The 17,219-nt window shown below is 67.7% G+C and carries 15 protein-coding genes; 11 read left to right on the plus strand and 4 right to left on the minus strand.

Translation table 11 applies throughout. From position 1 onward, the window contains the following. Window positions 1-134 precede the first annotated feature (134 nt). Window positions 135-629, plus strand: a complete 495-nt coding sequence (locus AC1DCJ_RS19480) for a hypothetical protein (protein ID WP_478071715.1) — start codon at window positions 135-137, stop codon at window positions 627-629. Window positions 630-845: 216 nt separating this feature from the next. Here AC1DCJ_RS19480 and AC1DCJ_RS19485 read toward each other — a convergent pair whose 3' ends face one another. Next, a complete protein-coding gene (locus tag AC1DCJ_RS19485) occupies window positions 846-2,105 on the minus strand; it encodes a glycosyltransferase (RefSeq protein ID WP_478071716.1) in 1,260 nt (419 codons plus the stop codon). Between the two features lie 306 nt (window positions 2,106-2,411). Between AC1DCJ_RS19485 and rpmB the strand changes: the two genes are divergently transcribed. The 6 genes from rpmB (at window position 2,412) to uvrD (ending at window position 9,614) form a co-directional block, all read left to right on the plus strand. Continuing rightward, window positions 2,412-2,648 carry a 50S ribosomal protein L28 gene (gene rpmB, locus AC1DCJ_RS19490; RefSeq protein ID WP_019185625.1) on the plus strand — a complete coding sequence of 79 codons (237 nt, stop codon included), beginning with the start codon at window positions 2,412-2,414 and terminating at the stop codon, window positions 2,646-2,648. 10 nt (window positions 2,649-2,658) lie between these two features. Next, complete coding sequence (gene rpmG, locus AC1DCJ_RS19495; RefSeq protein WP_172407465.1) at window positions 2,659-2,826, plus strand: 50S ribosomal protein L33; 168 nt, start codon at window positions 2,659-2,661, stop codon at window positions 2,824-2,826. Between the two features lie 551 nt (window positions 2,827-3,377). Continuing rightward, window positions 3,378-4,796 carry a cardiolipin synthase gene (gene cls, locus AC1DCJ_RS19500; RefSeq protein WP_137190894.1) on the plus strand — a complete coding sequence of 473 codons (1,419 nt, stop codon included), beginning with the start codon at window positions 3,378-3,380 and terminating at the stop codon, window positions 4,794-4,796. A 36-nt stretch (window positions 4,797-4,832) separates the two neighbouring features. Next, entirely contained in the window at window positions 4,833-6,233 is a 1,401-nt protein-coding gene (locus AC1DCJ_RS19505; RefSeq protein ID WP_478071729.1) for an FAD/NAD(P)-binding protein, read from the plus strand. Window positions 6,234-6,379: 146 nt separating this feature from the next. Next, window positions 6,380-7,387: a subclass B3 metallo-beta-lactamase gene (bla, locus tag AC1DCJ_RS19510; RefSeq protein ID WP_478071717.1), complete on the plus strand. Its 1,008-nt coding sequence runs from the start codon at window positions 6,380-6,382 to the stop codon at window positions 7,385-7,387. A 34-nt stretch (window positions 7,388-7,421) separates the two neighbouring features. Then, on the plus strand, window positions 7,422-9,614 hold the full coding sequence (gene uvrD, locus AC1DCJ_RS19515; protein ID WP_038685491.1) for a DNA helicase II: 2,193 nt from the start codon (window positions 7,422-7,424) through the stop codon (window positions 9,612-9,614). 150 nt (window positions 9,615-9,764) lie between these two features. Here the strand turns inward: uvrD and AC1DCJ_RS19520 are convergent, their stop codons facing one another. Continuing rightward, window positions 9,765-10,481, minus strand: a complete 717-nt coding sequence (locus AC1DCJ_RS19520; RefSeq protein WP_478071718.1) for a hypothetical protein — start codon at window positions 10,479-10,481, stop codon at window positions 9,765-9,767. Between the two features lie 205 nt (window positions 10,482-10,686). Between AC1DCJ_RS19520 and AC1DCJ_RS19525 the strand changes: the two genes are divergently transcribed. Then, the gene (locus AC1DCJ_RS19525) at window positions 10,687-11,025 is read left to right on the plus strand and encodes a low molecular weight protein tyrosine phosphatase family protein (protein WP_478071719.1); all 339 of its coding nucleotides are present in this window, start codon (window positions 10,687-10,689) and stop codon (window positions 11,023-11,025) included. Window positions 11,026-11,130: 105 nt separating this feature from the next. Beyond that, window positions 11,131-11,685, plus strand: coding sequence for a hypothetical protein (locus AC1DCJ_RS19530; RefSeq protein ID WP_038685497.1), 555 nt, complete (start codon window positions 11,131-11,133; stop codon window positions 11,683-11,685). Between the two features lie 482 nt (window positions 11,686-12,167). On the opposite strand, the gene rtcR is transcribed toward AC1DCJ_RS19530, so the two are convergent. Next, window positions 12,168-13,778, minus strand: coding sequence for an RNA repair transcriptional activator RtcR (gene rtcR / locus AC1DCJ_RS19535; RefSeq protein ID WP_478071720.1), 1,611 nt, complete (start codon window positions 13,776-13,778; stop codon window positions 12,168-12,170). A gap of 306 nt (window positions 13,779-14,084) precedes the next feature. Here rtcR and AC1DCJ_RS19540 point away from each other — a divergent pair, with 306 nt between their 5' ends. Further along, window positions 14,085-15,305, plus strand: coding sequence for an RtcB family protein (locus AC1DCJ_RS19540; RefSeq protein WP_137190800.1), 1,221 nt, complete (start codon window positions 14,085-14,087; stop codon window positions 15,303-15,305). Between the two features lie 55 nt (window positions 15,306-15,360). Beyond that, window positions 15,361-16,377, plus strand: a complete 1,017-nt coding sequence (gene rtcA / locus AC1DCJ_RS19545; protein WP_478071721.1) for an RNA 3'-terminal phosphate cyclase — start codon at window positions 15,361-15,363, stop codon at window positions 16,375-16,377. On the opposite strand, the gene AC1DCJ_RS19550 is transcribed toward rtcA, so the two are convergent. Next, window positions 16,367-17,089, minus strand: a complete 723-nt coding sequence (locus AC1DCJ_RS19550; protein ID WP_478071722.1) for a DUF4386 domain-containing protein — start codon at window positions 17,087-17,089, stop codon at window positions 16,367-16,369. The genes rtcA and AC1DCJ_RS19550 overlap by 11 nt on opposite strands. Between the last annotated feature and the right edge of the window lie 130 nt (window positions 17,090-17,219).

Consider the following 17,219-nt stretch of genomic DNA (forward strand, 5'->3'; position numbering starts at 1 on the left):
CTGCCGCGCACTGACGGGCAGGCATCATGACGTCAGCAGGATGCGCCACGATGCGACGTCGAGCGCACTTGTGTGCTGACTCGCGCCGCTATCATCAACGCCGTCCAGGAAGAGCTGCGCATGGAGTGCACCAGGTGTCATACGGGAAGTTCACGGTCGGCGCGCGGGTATACGACCTCTCACATCTCGATCCATTTACGCTTTCGATTGTTGTGCACGGTTCGATCGTCGAGGTGGACGTGATGTTCAGCTTCCATCTATTCACCGATCAAAAAGGCAGGGGGCCGCGGTTTCCACATCACACCGAAGAACGCTACTTTTGCCTGGATCGCTACCAGTTGAGTCACGATGTGGCGCATTTCATGCGCGGTGCGTTCTTCGACGCATCCGTCCGTCGGCAGGTGCGTCAGGTTCGGGGTGAGGCACGTGAGCAGTACTTCTGCACCGACATGGGCCACGGTGACATCATCTGGACCCGTATCACGCGGCGAGCAGAACCCAACCGCGCCCACATCTGGGTTGCCAGTGCCTACAACCGCAATTGGCACGGCCAGGTCCTGCCACACGGACATGGCGTGTTTCGCGTCACCAAGGTGCTCGCTAGCAAGCTTGGAATCTCCAGGCCCTGAACGAAAAAAGCGCCCCATCTCTGGGGCGCTTTCAGATTTCGTTCTCGGTGCTTGTGTATCGCGTCGGCTTGCGCCTATCCCGCCAAAGGCTGAGGAAAGTCCGGGCCATGCCCGTCTTCGCAGCACTACTTTCCTGTTGCCAGGTCCCGATCAGCAGCGCTTGAGAGGAATCATGCCATGCGGCCGACGGCGTGTAAAACCACCCGAACGCCTTGGTTAATGTTCCCATGGCTGCGTTCTGTGATCACTGCCAGCTCCCTGCTGGCGCGGACTCAGCCATTGCTCGAGCCGCGCTATCGCCTGATCTACGCCACGTTCCTCGGCCATTGCCTGCCCCAGTGTGACCGCCCGGGCCCGGGTGTCGGGGGCTTCAACGAACGCCACCGCCTTCGCCAGTGTCCCTGCATCCAACCGCTTCGGCGACAACGCCGCCGGCGCCACGCCCAACGCCTGCAACCGCGCCGCCCAGAAAAACTGATCGGCCGCGAACGGCATCACCAGCGATGGTACCCCGGCCCGGCAGGCCGAATGCGTGGTGCCGCTGCCGCCGTGGTGGATCACCAGCGCGCAGCGCGGGAACAGCGCCTCGTGTGGGGTTGGCCCGACCACGAACACGTGGGCGGGCAGGGGGGTGCTGGGCAGCCCCGCCCAACCGGGGAACAGCAGCACCCGGCGGGGGGCCAGTGCGTCCAGCAGCGCCGACAGCACGCGGTCGCGATCAAAGCCGGTCATGCTGCCAAAGCCCAGGTACACCGGCGCGGGCCCGGCATCGAGAAAGGCCTGCAGGTCCGGCGGTGGTTGCCAGGGGCTGTCCGGCAGGCGCCACTGGCCGCAGATGCGGTGATTGGCCGGCCAGTCCGCCGGTTGCGGCAGCAGGCTGGGCGAGATGCCGTAGAGCATCGGCAGATCGCGCCAGAGGCTGCGTCGCGGTGGCATGCCCAGCGCATGCCGGGCCTGGTTGATCGGTTGCCGGAAGGTGCGCCAGACCGCCTGGTTGACCAGCCCGTAGCTGAGCCGGTTCAGTGCACCGGGCAGGGGCAGCCGGGGCAGGAACGGGGACGGGAAGGCGGCCGTGGGCGTCAGCGGGATCATGCCCAGCCCGATCGCGGGCAAGCCATGCCGCTCTGCCACGGTCATGCCCACGAAGGCGGCCAGCCCACCGGTCAGCACTGCATCGCACCCGGCGGCGGCCGCATCGGCCTGCCGGGTCCACGCCGGCACGTGCCGGCGCGCCATCCGGGCCAGTCCGCGTGAGGCGGCCAGCGTGTTGTTGCCGCGCGACACCAGCGCGACCACCTCGTCATGGATGTCGCCTTCCAGCGCGGCATGCGGCACGCCCAGGGCGCGCGCGCTGCCCAGGGTACCGCCCTCGGCCAGCAGCATCACCTCGTGTCCGGCGGCCATCAGGCCGTGGCAGAGCATGACCAGCGGGCGGGTGTCGCCTTCGGTGCCGTAGGTAAGTGCCAGCAGCCGCATCGAGGGGTCCAGGGGAAAAGGGGCGGCCAGTATCGCCATCGCCCGTGGGTGGCGATGCGAACATGGCGGGTTGACCCGGCACCGGGGGACCGCCATGGCCCTGTGGACAACTTGCGCCAGCCCACGGGCTGCGGCATAATGCGCGGCTCGCTGTGTCCAGAAATCTTTGGATCGGTGGCCGGGAACACGTCATCCGGTCCGCCCTCGACAGCGTAACCCTTTGATTCTCATGACGTGTGGCGGGAAACCGTCGAGGCCGCCGTCGCCCGGGCTATGGGCTGACAACTACTTTTATCGAGGTGCGCAATGTCCCGCGTATGCCAAGTTTCCGGCAAGCGAGTGCAGACGGGTAACAACGTCTCGCACGCCAACAACAAGACCCGCCGTCGTTTCCTGCCCAACCTGCACGAGCGCCGCTTCTGGGTTGCCAGCGAAAACCGCTGGGTCAAGCTTCGTGTTTCCGCGCATGCCCTGCGCACCATCGACAAGAACGGTATCGACTCCGTTCTGGCTGAGCTGCGTTCGCGCGGCGAAAAGGTCTGAGGAGTAAACGATCATGGCAGGCAAGCGCGATAAGATCCGTCTGATTTCGACGGCCAACACTGGCCACTTCTACACGACGGACAAGAACAAGAAGAACACCCCCGGGAAGATGGAATTCCTGAAGTACGATCCGGTCGTGCGCAAGCACGTCCTGTACAAGGAAGGCAAGATCAAGTAATCCGCAAGGGTTCTTGAGCTTCCCCAAGAAAAAACCCGCCCTGGTGGCGGGTTTTTTTTGTTCTTTCTCTCGTCCGCTTGGCGAGCACTAAGCGCGCTGTGCACCTTTTCAGGCGGGGCCTGTGGGTGGGTTGGGCGCTGGMCCCCCAGACCCTTTCCGGCGAATGTCCCCCGGCGTCGGCCTGCGGCCGCCACCTCCTCCTTTATTTCGCCTCCAAGGGCATGGGGGGCCAGCGCGCCACGCGGCCGGGGGACATTTGCACCAGGGGCCTACCGGCCGCTGCGGGGCCCTCACGCGCGCGACAGACCCCATCGGAGACGCAACCCTATCCAAACGGGCGCCTGCACACCCTTCCACGCGCATAGCGCCCTACGCAATCTGCTACGTCCCTCGAAACAAGGTGCACCCCGCCATTGGGAGAAGCATCCATTTCGATGGCAGGCGCGATGGGCCTCCTGACGAAGTGACGAGGAGCCGGCCGGCGGCCGGCACTACCGGGTGCATGCACCGGCCATGTCAGAATGCCGGCCTACCTCCCGACGGGCGACGCGATGCTGTTCGAGTGGCTGCTGGGTTCGTGGTTGTTGATGCTGGATTGGCTGATCCGGCTGGCCGCGCTGTTGTGGATTCCCAGCCGCACCACGCCCGGTGCCGCGCGCAGCTGGCTGCTGCTGGTCGGCTTCGTGCCGCTGCTCGGGCTGCCGCTGTATCTGCTGTTCGGCCACCCGTGGCTGTCGCGCCAGCGCGTGCAGCGCCAGGCCGAGGCCTCCCAGGTGATCCGTGAAGAGCAGGCCCTGCAGCCGCCGCTGCGCTGGACGCCGCCGCCGGAGACCGCCACCGCCGAGATCGTGCCGCTGATCGAGCGCCAGGGCGACTTCATGCCCATCCACGGCAACGCGGTGGATCTGCTCAATGACTACGACGCCTCGCTGCAGGCCCTGATCGAAGACATCGACCAGGCCCGTGAGCGCGTGCACCTGCTGTACTACCTGATGTTCGACGATGCCGTCGGCGAGGCCATCGTGGAGGCGCTGCAGCGGGCGGCCGCGCGCGGTGTGCACTGCCGCGTGCTGCTCGATGCAGTGGGGGCCAAGCGTGGGCTGCGGCACTATCGCCATCGCCTGCAGGCGATCGGTGTCGACGTGCGCGCGATGCTGCCCGGCGGCCTGCGCTGGCGCCGCAGCGGCCGCATGGACCTGCGCAACCACCGCAAGATCGCGGTGATCGACAACCGCGTCGGCTACATCGGCTCACAGAACCTGGCACGCGCGCAGTTCGTCGCTGGGTTCCCCAACAAAGAACTGGTCGCGCGCGTGCGCGGGCCGGTGGTGGCGCACCTGGAAGCCGTGTTCGCCAGCGACTGGTACATGGAAACCGGGCAGCGCCTGGACGTGATGACCGCCGTGCCGGTGTGCTCGGCCGACGTGGCCACCCAGCTGCTGCCCAGCGGCCCGGCGTATCCCTTCAGCAACGCACGCGATGCGGTCAACGCGCTGATCCACCTGGCGCGTCGCCGCATCGTGCTGGTCACCCCGTATTTCGTGCCCGACGAGGCCACCCTCAGCGCGCTGCGCATCGCCGCGCTGTCGGGCGTGCAGGTGCAGCTGATCCTGTCGGCCAGCAGCAACCAGCGGCTCACCGCCTGGGCGCAGGAGGCCTACTACGACGAACTGCTGCGCAGCGGCGTGCGCATCGCGCTGTATGAACCCTGCTTCCTGCATGCCAAGCACCTCACCGTGGACGAGGACATCGCGCTGGTCGGCTCGATCAACCTGGACATCCGCTCGTTCGCGCTCAACGCGGAAATCGGCATGCTCTGCTATGACCGCGGCATCGTCGCCCAGCTGCTGCAGATCGAGAGCGACTACCTGCTGCAGTCGCGTCAGCTGGAGCTGAAAAGCTGGCGCAAGCGCCCGACCTGGCGGCGCAGCCGCGAAGGCATCGCGCGGCTGGCCGATGCGCTGATGTAGCGCCGCGGCGATGGCCCACACGGGGCCACCGCGCGCATCGCCTACAATCGGGGCATGACGGCAACCCAAACCCCTCGCCAGTGTGACCTGGCCATCGTTGGCGGCGGTGCGGCGGGCGTGCTGGTAGCGCTGCATGCGCTGCGCACGGCCACCGCTGCGCTGCATGTCACCGTGTTCGAGCCGGCCTCGGTGCTGGCCCAGGGCATCGCCTACGCCACGCCGTGGCCCGAGCACCTGCTCAACGTGCCGGCCGGCAAGATGAGCGCGTTGCCCGATGCGCCCGATGATTTCCTGGACTACCTGCTGCAGGTGGACGCGTTCCCCGGCCTGCCGCGCGACGCGGTAGCCGCCGAATACGCCCCGCGCCGCTGCTATGCCGCGTACCTGCAGGCACGCTTGGAGCAGGCGCAGGCCAGCAGCCCCGCGCAGTTCAGCGTCGTGCATGACGCGGTTACCGCGTTGCAGCCCGGCACCGCCACGCAGCAGCTGACGCTGGCCGGTGGCGAGATCTGGCAGGCACGCCAGGTGGTGCTGGCCTGCGGCAACAGCATGCGCCCGCTGCCGATCACCGGTGCCGACGCGCTGCCCCCGGGCCAGGTGGTCGACGCGTGGGATTACGACGGCGTGCGCCTGCTGGCCGGCGACGGCGACCTGGCCATCATCGGCTCGGGCCTGAGCATGGCCGACAGCGTGGTGGCGCTGGCCAATGCCGGGCACCGCGGGCGCATCCACGTGCTGTCGCGGCATGCACTGCTGCCGCTGCCGCACGCGCACGGTGGCGCGGCCGGTTTCGATCCGCAACCGCTGCCGGGCATGCCAGTGCGGCAGGCGCTGCGCACGCTGCGTGGCCACGCCCGTGACGCCGTCGCGCAGGGCCTGCCGTGGCAGAGCGTGATGGATCGCATCCGCCCGTTGGGCCAGGCCCTGTGGCGGGGTCTGGAGGCCGCCGACCAGCGCCGTTTCCTGCGCCACGTGGTGCGGTACTGGGACGTGCACCGCCATCGCATCGCCGAGAGTGTCGAGGCGCAATTGGCTGCGCTGGAACAGTCGGGCCAGCTGCAGCGCCACCGCGCCCGGCTCGATACCGTGCTGGTGCTCGACGGCACCCTGCAGGTGCATGCGCACGGCGCCGGCGGTGGCCTGCCCCCGCTGCGCGTGGGCGCGCTGATCAATGCCACCGGCGTGGAAACCCGCGCGACCGCGATGCGCAACCCGCTGGTGCAGCAGTTGCTGGCCGACGGCCACGCCCGGCCAGGCCCGCACGGCCTGGGGCTGGATACCTCGGTGGCGCATGCCGAACTGCTCGCGGCCAACGGCCAGCCGCATCCGGGTGTGCAGGTGGTGGGCAGCCTGCGCATCGGCACGCTGTGGGAAAGCCTGGCCATTCCCGAGCTGCGGGTGCAGGCGCAGCAGGCCGCGGCGCGCGCGCTGGGCTGACCCCCTGCGTAGGTGGGCCAGCTGCGACACCTCGCGGTACCGGCTGACGCGAGGTATTCAAAGGGCTCATGCCTCTGTCTCGAACTTCGCATTGGTGACGGTGCGCGTACCGCTCTAGGCTGCTGCCTTTCAGACCGGGAATGCGCATGATGCCCACCTCCGCCCCGACCGCCCTGCGCGGACCCGTTACCCCGGCCGTGATGCGCCGCGTGTTCGCCGTACTGGGTACCGGCATGCTACTCGCCGCCTGCCGGCCGGCAGACATAGCCGATGCCCCCGCACCCGGCGTGCCGGCCAGCGCCGCAACGCCCGTGGCCAGCGCAATCGATGACATGCCGGCCTGCCCGGCCGGTGCCAGCGTCATGGACGGCTGGAACGATCGCGCCCCGCCACGGCGTATCTTCGGCAACACGTGGTACGTGGGCACCTGTGGGCTGTCGGCGGTGCTGGTGACGTCCGACCAGGGGCACGTGCTGATCGACGGCGGCACCGTGGCGGCCGGTCCCCTGATCGCGGCCAACATCCGTGCACTGGGCTTCGATCCGCACGCGGTGAAGTACCTGCTGAACTCGCACGAACATTCCGACCATGCCGCCGGCCTGGCCCACCTCCAGGCGGCCACCGGTGCCCCGCTGCTGGCGCGTGCACCGGCGGTAGCCACGCTGCGCAAGGGCAGGAGCGACCGCAGCGACCCGCAGTACCTCGAACTCGGTGGGACCTTCCCGCCCGTGGCCGACGTCGCGGTGATCGGCGACGGCGAGGTGGTCCGCGTTGGCCCGCTGGCGCTGACCGCGCACGCCACGCCGGGTCACACTCCCGGTGGCACCAGCTGGACATGGCGTTCCTGCGAGGGCGCACGCTGCCTGGACATCGCCTACACCGACAGCGTCAGCGCCATCTCCGATGCGCAGTACCGCTACCTGGATCATCCGGAGATGGTGGCCGCGTTCCGCCGCGGCCTGGACACCCTTGCCGCGCTGCCCTGCGAAATCCACGTGACGCCGCATCCGCTGGGCAGCGATCTGTTCGCCCGCCTGGCGGGCGATGGCACGCCGCCGTTGGTGGATGCGGGCGCCTGCCAGCGTTACGCGCAGAACGGACGCGCCCAGCTGGACGCCCGCCTGAAGGACGAGGCCGCCGGCCGCAAACCCTGACGCAGGGAGGGCGCGGAGGGCGTAAAATAGCCCCATGGATGTCTCCCACTTGCTCGACGGGCTCAACCCCGCCCAGCGCGAAGCTGTGTCCGCCCCGCCCGGCCACCATCTGGTGCTTGCCGGTGCCGGTTCCGGCAAGACCCGCGTACTTATCCACCGCATCGCCTGGCTGAACGAAGTCTGCGGCGTGCCTACCCATGGCATTTTTGCGGTGACCTTCACCAACAAGGCCGCCGGCGAGATGCGCCACCGCATCGACCTGCAGCTGCCCCAGGGCAGCCGCGGCGCGTGGATCGGCACCTTCCACGGGCTGGCCCACCGCCTGCTGCGCCTGCACTACCAGGACGCCAAGCTGCCCGACAGCTTCCAGGTGCTCGATTCGGATGACCAGCTGCGGCTGGTCAAGCGCGTGGTGCAGCAGCTGGAGATCGACGACAGCAAGCACCCGCCCAAGCAGATCGCGTGGTGGATCAACGAGCAGAAGGATGAAGGCCGACGCCCGCAGCACATCCAGCCCGAGCCGCACGACGCGTGGCTGGAAACCATGCGCCAGGCGTACATCGCCTACCAGGAGCGCTGCGACCGCGCCGGCCTGGTCGACTTCGCCGAGCTGCTGCTGCGCGCGCATGAACTGCTGCGCGACAACCCGGCGTTGCTGGCCCACTACCGCTCGCGCTTCCGCGAAATCCTGGTGGACGAGTTCCAGGACACCAACGCCATCCAGTACGCCTTCGTGCGCGTGCTGGCCGGCGACAGCGGCCACGTGTTCGTGGTCGGCGACGATGACCAGGCCATCTACGGCTGGCGCGGCGCCAAGGTCGAGAACGTCCAGCGCTTCCTGAAGGATTTCCCCGGCGCACAGACCGTGCGCCTGGAGCAGAACTACCGCTCCAGCGCCAACATCCTGGGCGCGGCCAACGCGGTGATCGCGCACAACCCCGACCGCATCGGCAAGGAACTGTGGACCGACAGCGGCGACGGTGACCCGATCGACCTGTACGCGGCCTACAACGAAATGGACGAGGCGCGCTATGTGGTCGAGCGCGCGCGCCAGTGGGTGCGCGACGGCGGCAGCTATGGCGATGCCGCGGTGCTTTACCGCAGCAATGCGCAGTCGCGCGCATTTGAAGAAGCCCTGATCTCCGAGCAGGTGCCGTACCGCGTGTATGGCGGCATGCGCTTCTTCGAGCGTGCCGAAATCAAGGACGCGCTGGCCTACCTGCGGCTGATGACCAACCGCAACGACGACGCCGCCTTCGAGCGCGCGGTCAACACGCCCACGCGTGGCATCGGCGACCGCACCCTGGATGAAGTGCGGCGGTTGGCGCGCAGCCACGCGATTTCGCTGTGGGAAGCCACCATGCTCACCACCCAGGGCAACGAACTGGCGGCGCGCGCCCGCAACGCGCTGGCCGGTTTCCTGACCCTGGTCAACCAGTTGCATGGCGAAGCCGGCGAGATGACCCTGGCCGAGCGCATCGACCACGTGCTGGTGCGGTCGGGCCTGCGCGAACACTGGTCCAAGGAAAGCCGCAACGCGCTGGATTCCGAATCGCGCGCGGACAACCTGGACGAACTGGTGTCGGTGGCCTCGCGGTTCGTGCGCCGCGAGGACGACATCGAGGAAACCGGCGAGACCATGAGCGAACTGGTCGCGTTCCTGTCCTACGCCTCGCTGGAGGCCGGCGAAGGCCAGGCCCAGGCGGGCGAGGAGGGCGTGCAGCTGATGACGCTGCACTCGGCCAAGGGCCTGGAGTTCCCGATCGTGTTCCTGGCCGGCATGGAAGATGGCCTGTTCCCGAGCGCACGCTCGCTGGAAGAAAGCGGGCGGTTGGAGGAAGAGCGCCGCCTGGCGTACGTGGGCATCACCCGCGCGCGCCAGAAGCTGGTGCTCAGCTACGCCGAATCGCGGCGCATCCACGGGCAGGAAAACTACAACGTGCCGTCGCGCTTCCTGCGCGAGATCCCGCGGGAACTGCTCAACGAAGTGCGGCCCAAGGTGCAGGTCTCGCGCACCGCCTCGCTCGGTGCCAACCGGGTGATGGGCCACGCCGCGCTGGAGGCGCCGCCGCTGAAGCTGGGCGCGCTGGTCAACCACCCGAAATTCGGCGAAGGCATGGTCACCGACTACGAGGGCAACGGCCAGCACGCGCGCGTGCAGGTGGAGTTCGCCGACGCCGGCAGCAAGTGGCTGGTGATGGCCTACGCCAACCTCACCGTGCTCTGAGCCCGGCGCGCCACGATTGCTGGGGAGCGGTTGAGTGGGAACATCCCACAGGTAGGTGCCGACCGTTGGTCGGCACTGACCGTCTGGCCTCAGAAATCCGCTGGAGGGCATCGATTCCATGCCGAGCTGGTGCTCGGCCTCGACTGACCGTCAGCGGCTGACAAAGTGCTCCAGCATCGATCTCAGTGAATCAACGTCCATTGCTTCTTCATCCTTTCGGTTGCGGATCAACGTAAACGCACCTTCGCTGGTTGAAAGCACCTCAACGACGTCACCTGTGTAGTTCGTGATCTCGATGAATCCATTGACTATGCCGCTCAGGTTCTTCACTTCCGAGATCAATGTGGCGAACGTCACGATGGCGCCGCACGCCTCCGTTCCGCCCCCGGTTCCAGGGTTGTCGAAGTAAACGCTGATTTTTGGGGAGACAGTTCGGGTCCAGTCGAACACCGCTACGGTCCTCAGGATGGCATCCCTGAACGCGTCCGCCGACTCATCGCCGGCGAACTCGCACCGGAAGATCGGGATACAGAGAAACAGTTGCCCACGCTTTGCCTCGAGGCGGCCTTTCAGATGGCCGTGATACGTGTGGGGAACCGCCATTGCGTGGGTAAAGCCATAGTCGTTCGCCTGCAGCTCAAAAACAGTGGGCGCTCCTGGCGGCAGACAAGCGGGTGCCTGCATTGTCACGCTCGAGGCGAACTTCCTGTCTTCGATGCCTTTCGAGACCACAAGCAAGTCCTGGTCTTCGGTGCTTCTCAGGCAGTACGCGTAGTTGAACTGCGGCAGCACGTGCTGGAAGAAGTAGCATCCTGACTCGCTCTGGACATCGTCAAAGTCCTGGCGAAGGTCGTCTCTTGAGATCATATGGGCATCCTCTACGATGGTAGTGCGTCTGCGCTTGATGCTTGGCGGGGTGACGCCCGTGGCGGGCCCGGAATGACGCCGCCAGAGTGAAGGTGCACGCGCGGAGATCACGATTGCAGGTGAAGGCGTGCGGCACCATACACATAGTACGAGTGGTGGTACCAGGCACTGACCGAGTGTTGCAGATGAAGGAATTCCGAAATCCATGACCCAACGCGTTCCACGCCACGTCTTGTTCATCTGCAGCCAGAACCGCCTGCGCAGCCCCACGGCCGAGCAGGTGTTCGCCGCCTGGCCGGGCATCGAAACCGCATCGGCCGGGCTCAAGCCCGATGCCGATGTGCCGGTCAGCTCGGAGCTGCTGGAATGGGCCGAGCTGATCTTCGTGATGGAGCGTGCGCACCGCAGCCGCCTGTCCAGCCGGTTCCGGCCCTGGCTGGGCGGCAAGCGCATCATCTGCCTGGATATTCCCGACGACTACGCCTTCATGCAGCCGGCACTGGTGGACATGCTGGAGCGCAAGGTTGCGCCGTTCCTGCGGTGAGGGCCTGCCGGCCGCTGGCCGGCTGCTCTTCGCTCGGTTGTTATCGGGAGCCGGCCAGCGGCCGGCACTACAATGGGGCGTATTCCGTTGGCACAGGCCACCCCCATGACCGATTCCCCGCTGCACGTCACCGTCAAATTGAATGCCAAGCTGCAACCCGAGCATCGCCATGAGCTGTTCGAGGATCCGCTCGATGCGCTGCTGGAAAGCGCTGAGCTGGGCCAGCTTACCGGCGGCGGCACCGCGCTGACCGACGAGGGCGAAGTGGACTACGGCGATATCGAGATTGCCCTGACCGACCCGGCCTCGCTGCCGGGCGTGATCGAACTGCTGGAACAGCTGGGCGCGCCGAAGGGCTCGCTGATCCAGCGTGCAGGCGAACCGGACCAGCCGTTCGGCGTCACCGAAGGCCTGGCGCTGTACCTCAACGGCACCGACCTGCCCGATGAGGTCTACGAGCAGTGCGACTCGAACTATGTGTTCGAGCAGATCGTCGAGCGCATCGAAGGCGTGGGCGAGATCTGCAGCTGGTGGCAGGGGCCGACCGAGACCGCGCTGTATCTGTACGGCGTGTCGTTCGAGACCTTGCGCGAGCGCATCGCCGACCTGGTCGCCACCTACCCGCTGTGCCAGGGCGCGCGCGTGGTGAAGATCGCCTGATCACCGTGTAACGGTGCCGGGTGTGCGAGCAGCCGACCAACGGTCGGCTCTACCGTGCCCCAGACCGTTGGCAGGCCGCCAACCCCGGTAGAGCCGACCGTTGGTCGGCTACACGCAACCCGGCGGCCCCTTGTCGGCCCCCCGACGTTTACGGCGCAACACCCGTGCGCGAAACCGCGCGCACCTGCTCCCAGTGCAGCCGACCAACGGTCGGCTCTACCGTGCCYCAGACCGTTGGCAGGCCGCCAACCCCGGTAGAGCCGACCGTTGGTCGGCTGCACGTAACCCGGCGGCCCCMCGTCGGCSCCCCGGCGTTYACGGCGCAACACCCGTGCGCGAMACCGCGTGCACCTGCTCCCAGTGCAGCCGACCAACGGTCGGCTCTACCGWGCCCCAGACCGTTGGCAGGCCGCCAACCCGGGGTAGAGCCGACCGTTGGTCGGCTGCACGTAACCCGGCCACCCCTCGTCGGCACCCGGCGTTTACGGCGCAACACCCCCGCGCGACACCGCGCGCACCTGCTCCCAATCCAATCCAAACCGGGCCAGGTACTTGCGCAGCCGGTCCGCATCATTGGTGCTGGCCCGCTGCGTGCGCGACACCGCGAACAGCTCGCGGCCGGCGGCCGACAGCGATGCAGAGCGGGCACACACCCGCACCACGTCCTCAAGCTGCACGCGGTCGAAGCGATCCAGTTCCGCGGCGGCCTCGCCCAGCAGCGCGTCCAGCGGCGACGCATCGGCACTGCCATGCCACTGCGCGCGCAACCGCGCGATCTCTTCTTCCACCCCATCGGTCTGGATGCGCCCGGCATTGGCCAGCGTGGCCAGCCGCATCAGCGACGCGCCCAGGTCGCGGAAGTTGCCCCGCCAGGGGGCGTCGGGGCTGGTGGCGAAGGCCAGGTAACGGCTGCGTGCCTCGGCATTGAAGCGCACCCGCTCGTGCTGCTCGCGCGACCAGCGTTCCAGCTCGAAGTCCAGGTTGGGTTCGATGTCCTCGCGTCGCTCGGCCAGGCCCGGCAGCGGGTAGGTCCACAGGTTGAGTCGGGCCAGCAGGTCCTCGCGGAAGCGGCCCGCGCGCACGGCCTGCTGCAGGTCGCGGTTGGTGCCGGCGATCAGCTGGAAATCGCTCTCCACTTCGCGGTCGCTGCCCACCGGCAGGAAGCGTTTCTCTTCCAGCGCACGCAGCAGCATCGCCTGTTCGTCCTGGCCCAGCTCGCCGATCTCGTCCAGGAACAGCAGGCCCTTGTCGGCCGACCGCAGCAGGCCGGCGCGGTCACTCACCGCACCGGTATAGGCGCCCTTGGTGTGGCCGAACAGCGTGCTCATCGCACCATCGCCGCGCAGAGTGGCGCAGTTCACTTCGACAAACCGCCCCGGCAACTGATGCTTGAGCTTCTTCAGGTCGAACACGCGCCTGGCCAACTGGCTCTTGCCGGCGCCGGTGGGGCCCATCAGCAGCATCGGCGCACGTGAGCGGGTGGCCACGGTTTCGATCTGTTCGATCATGCGGTTGAACGCCGGGTTGCGGGTGGCGATGCCGCCCTTGAGCAGGTCGCGGTCCTGCAGTTGTTGCTGGGCGAAGCGCTGGGCGATGTGGTCGTAGCGCGACAGGTCCAGGTCGATCACCGCGTACGTGCCCGGATCGCCCACGAGCTGCTTGCGCGGCGGCGAGGTCTGCAGCAGCCGGCCGGGGAAGTGCCGGCTCTCGGTCAGCAGGAACCAGCAGATCTGGCTGACGTGCGTGCCGGTGGTGATGTGGATGTAGTAGTCCTCCTCGTCCGGCTGGAACGCATAGCCGGCCAGGAAATCGTGCAGGCACGCGTACACCCCCTCGAACTCCCACGGGTCGGCCATGTAGGTGTCGTGGATGTGCACCGCGGTGTCCGGCGCGGTCAGCGCCAGGTCCTCGCGGACCAGCGCGGTCAGCGTGCCGAAGCGGCGCGCGTCCACCAGCAGTTCGATGCGGTTGGGCACGAAGTCATCGTGCATGCCCAGTGCCACCGTCGGCCGCCACTTCTGCCAGCGGCCTGGACCGGTCCCGGCATCAAGCTGGATACCGAGCATGCCGAACACCACCTGTCGCTTGCCCATATCCATCCTTATAAGAGGCTCGCTGAGAATATATAGAAGTCCACTCTGCGGTAGAAGCACAGACGGCTAAAAATCTGATGAAAATCCTTTTAAAACAATCTCTTGGGAAGATAGTGAAAAAGTTGGCACGCCGATTGCTCTATCCCTGGCAGGACGCGATGCGGGCCGCCCACCGGCCCCATCGCAGCGCAGGTGCACGCCGCAGGGATGCGGCATGGGCAATGCCCGGCTGGCAATGGGGCCAGCCGGGCCGGGCCGGACGCTGTACCGCGCCGCCTTCCGGCATATCGAACAAGGAAACGAACCATGAGCATCACCTACGACGTCATCCAGCAGCCCGGCGCTGTTCCGATCAAGCTGTGGACCCGCGGCGTGCCGCTGGAAGATGCGGCGCGCGAGCAGCTGCAGAACATCGCGCGCCTGCCCTTCATCCACCGCTGGATCTCGGTGATGCCCGACGTGCACCTGGGCAAGGGCGCCACCATCGGCTCGGTGGTGCCCACCATCGGCGCGATCATCCCGGCGGCCGTGGGCGTGGACATCGGCTGCGGCATGATCGCCACCCGCACCACGCTGACCGCCAGCGACCTGCCCGACAACCTGTCGGCGGTGCGCAGCGCCATCGAGCGCGCGGTGCCGCACGGCCGCAGCGTGGGCCGTGGCCGCGACAAGGGCAGCTGGGAGACGCCGCCGGAACTGGCGGTGGACGGCTGGACCCAGCTGGTGGATGACTTCGCGTTGATCTGCGAGCGCCACCCCAAGCTGAAGAACACCAACAACCTCAAGCACCTGGGCACGTTGGGCACCGGCAACCACTTCGTGGAGATCTGCCTGGATGAAGACCAGCGCGTGTGGTTCATGCTGCACTCCGGCTCGCGCGGCGTGGGCAATGCCATCGGCACCTACTTCATCGAGCTGGCCAAGCAGGAAATGCGTCGCTGGATGATCAACCTGCCCGACCAGGACCTGGCCTACCTGCCCGAGGGCAGCACCCACTACGGCGACTACGTGTTCGCCGTGGACTGGGCGCAGCGCTTCGCCCGCATGAACCGCGAAATCATGATGCGCAACGTGGTGGCCGCGGTGCGCACGGTGATCACCAAGCCGTTCGAGGCGCAGGCCGAGGCGGTCAACTGCCACCACAATTACGTGAGCCGCGAGCACCACTTCGGCAAGGACGTGATGCTCACCCGCAAGGGCGCGGTGAGTGCGCGCAAGGGCGAGATGGGGATCATTCCGGGCAGCATGGGCGCCAAGAGTTTCATCGTGCGCGGGCTCGGCAACGAGGACAGCTTCCACAGCTGCAGCCACGGCGCCGGCCGCGTGATGAGCCGTACCCAGGCGCGCAAGCTGATCAGCGTGGACGACCACGCCAAGGCCACCGCGCACGTGGAATGCCGCAAGGACGTGGAGGTGGTGGATGAGTCGCCGGCGGCCTACAAGCCGATCGAAGCGGTGATGGAGGCCCAGCGCGACCTGGTCGAGATCGTGCATACGCTGCGCCAGGTGGTGTGCGTAAAGGGATGAACCGCCGGCCGCGCGGCGTACACTGCGCCGCGCGCCGGCAAGGAGGACGACACACATGGACATGATGGAACTGGATGGCAGCCAGGGCGGCGGGCAACTGCTGCGCTCGGCGTTGACCTTGAGCCTGTGCACCGGCATTGGCTTCACGATGCGCGACATCCGCGCGCAACGCCGTCGCCCCGGCCTGATGCGCCAGCACCTCACCGCGGTCACGGCCGCGGCGCGGGTGGGCAACGCCTGCACGCAGGGCGTGCAACTCGGCGCCACCTCGCTGCGCTTCGAGCCTGGCCCGGTGTGCGCGGGCGATTACCAGTTCGCCACCGGCAGCGCCGGCTCGGCCACGCTGGTGCTGCAGACCATTCTGCCGGCGCTGTGGCAGGCCGCAGCGCCGTCGCGGGTGCGGTTGGAAGGCGGTACCCATAACCCGTTGGCGCCCAGCGCCGATTTCATCGCCGATGCCTACCTGCCCGCGCTGGCGCGCATGGGCGTGCAGGCATCGCTGGAACTGCAGCAGCATGGCTTCCATCCGGCCGGTGGCGGGGTGCTGCAGATCGAGGTCGCGCCATGCGCGGCGTTGCAGGCGTGCGACTTCCACGACCGCGGCAACCTGGCGTCGATCGAAGCCACGGTGTTGATGTCCGGCCTGTCCAGCAGCATCGGCCTGCGCGAGTTGCAGGTGTTGGCAGACAGGCTGGGCGTGGATCCGCATCCACGCCATGTGCGCTCGGTACGCCCGGCACTGGGCCCGGGCAACGTGGCGCTGGTGCATGTGCGTCACGACGCCCACGTGGAGGTGTTCAGCGGGCACGGTGAGCGCGGGGTGTCGGCCGAACAGGTCGGCGCGCGCCTGGCCGGGCAGGTGCAGCAGTACCTGCAGGGCAGCGGTTGCGTGGGCGAGCACCTGTCCGACCAGCTGCTGCTGCCGATGGCGCTGGCTGGTGCCGGCAGCTTCACCACCGCGGCGATCAGCGAGCATCTGGTCAGCAACGCGCGCCTGATCGAAAAATTCCTGCCGGTCGAGTTCGACTGGCAGCCGCATGCGGGCGGGTGGCGGGTGACGGTCAGCCGTTGACCGCGCGCGCCAGCCGGGGCGGGACAAGGTCGGGGGCGCGCGCCCCGAACAGGGTCAGCCACAGGCCGCTGCCGATCTCACCGAGCGAAGCGGGCAGCGTGGCGTAGTTGGACAGTGCGGTCGTGGCGTAGCCGGGGATCAGCAGCTCGCCGAACACGTTGAGCAGGTAGCCGATGCCGCCGAGCATCAGCAGCACGCCGAGTGCACGCGGTATGGCGCGCGTGCGCCACACCAGCCAGCCGAAGGGCAGCAGCCACAGGCCCCAGAATAGGCTGGCCAGGAAGATGTGGCTGCTCCAGCTTTTCAGCGCGGCCATCGCCAGCATCTGCAGCTGCCCGTCCGACAGCGCCCGCGCCAGCGCCGGGTCAGTGAGCAGGGTCACCGCCTCCAGGCGGTGGGCCAGTGCGGCCAGCGCGATCGGTACCCCGGTGACCGCCAGAGCCACCATCAGCGTGGCCGCCGGGCGATGCGCCGCGGCGAACACGCGATATAGCAGCAGCGGCAGCAGCAGGAAGGCGATCTGCTCCAGCGCGAAGGCGGCGATGCCGGCGCGGAACAGGTCGGCATGCGCGATCACGTTGACCACGGTGGCGGCGGGATCGTCGCCGACGCTGATCCGCGAGGGCACATAGGCCAGGCTGAAGATGCCGGTGGCGATCACCACCAGATACACCCCGCCGGCCAGACGGCCGGTCCGCTGCTGCGTTGCCATCGTGCCGCTCCGGGTACCGGTGTGGAAGGACCGGTTGCCGCCACCGTACGGCGCGGGTGGGGCCGCGGTGACTGCCGGAAGTCACGCGCCGACGGACGGTAGGGCGGCGCAGGGGCGACCGCAGCGGTCG

Source organism: Stenotrophomonas sp. 10N36 (genome assembly GCF_056395005.1).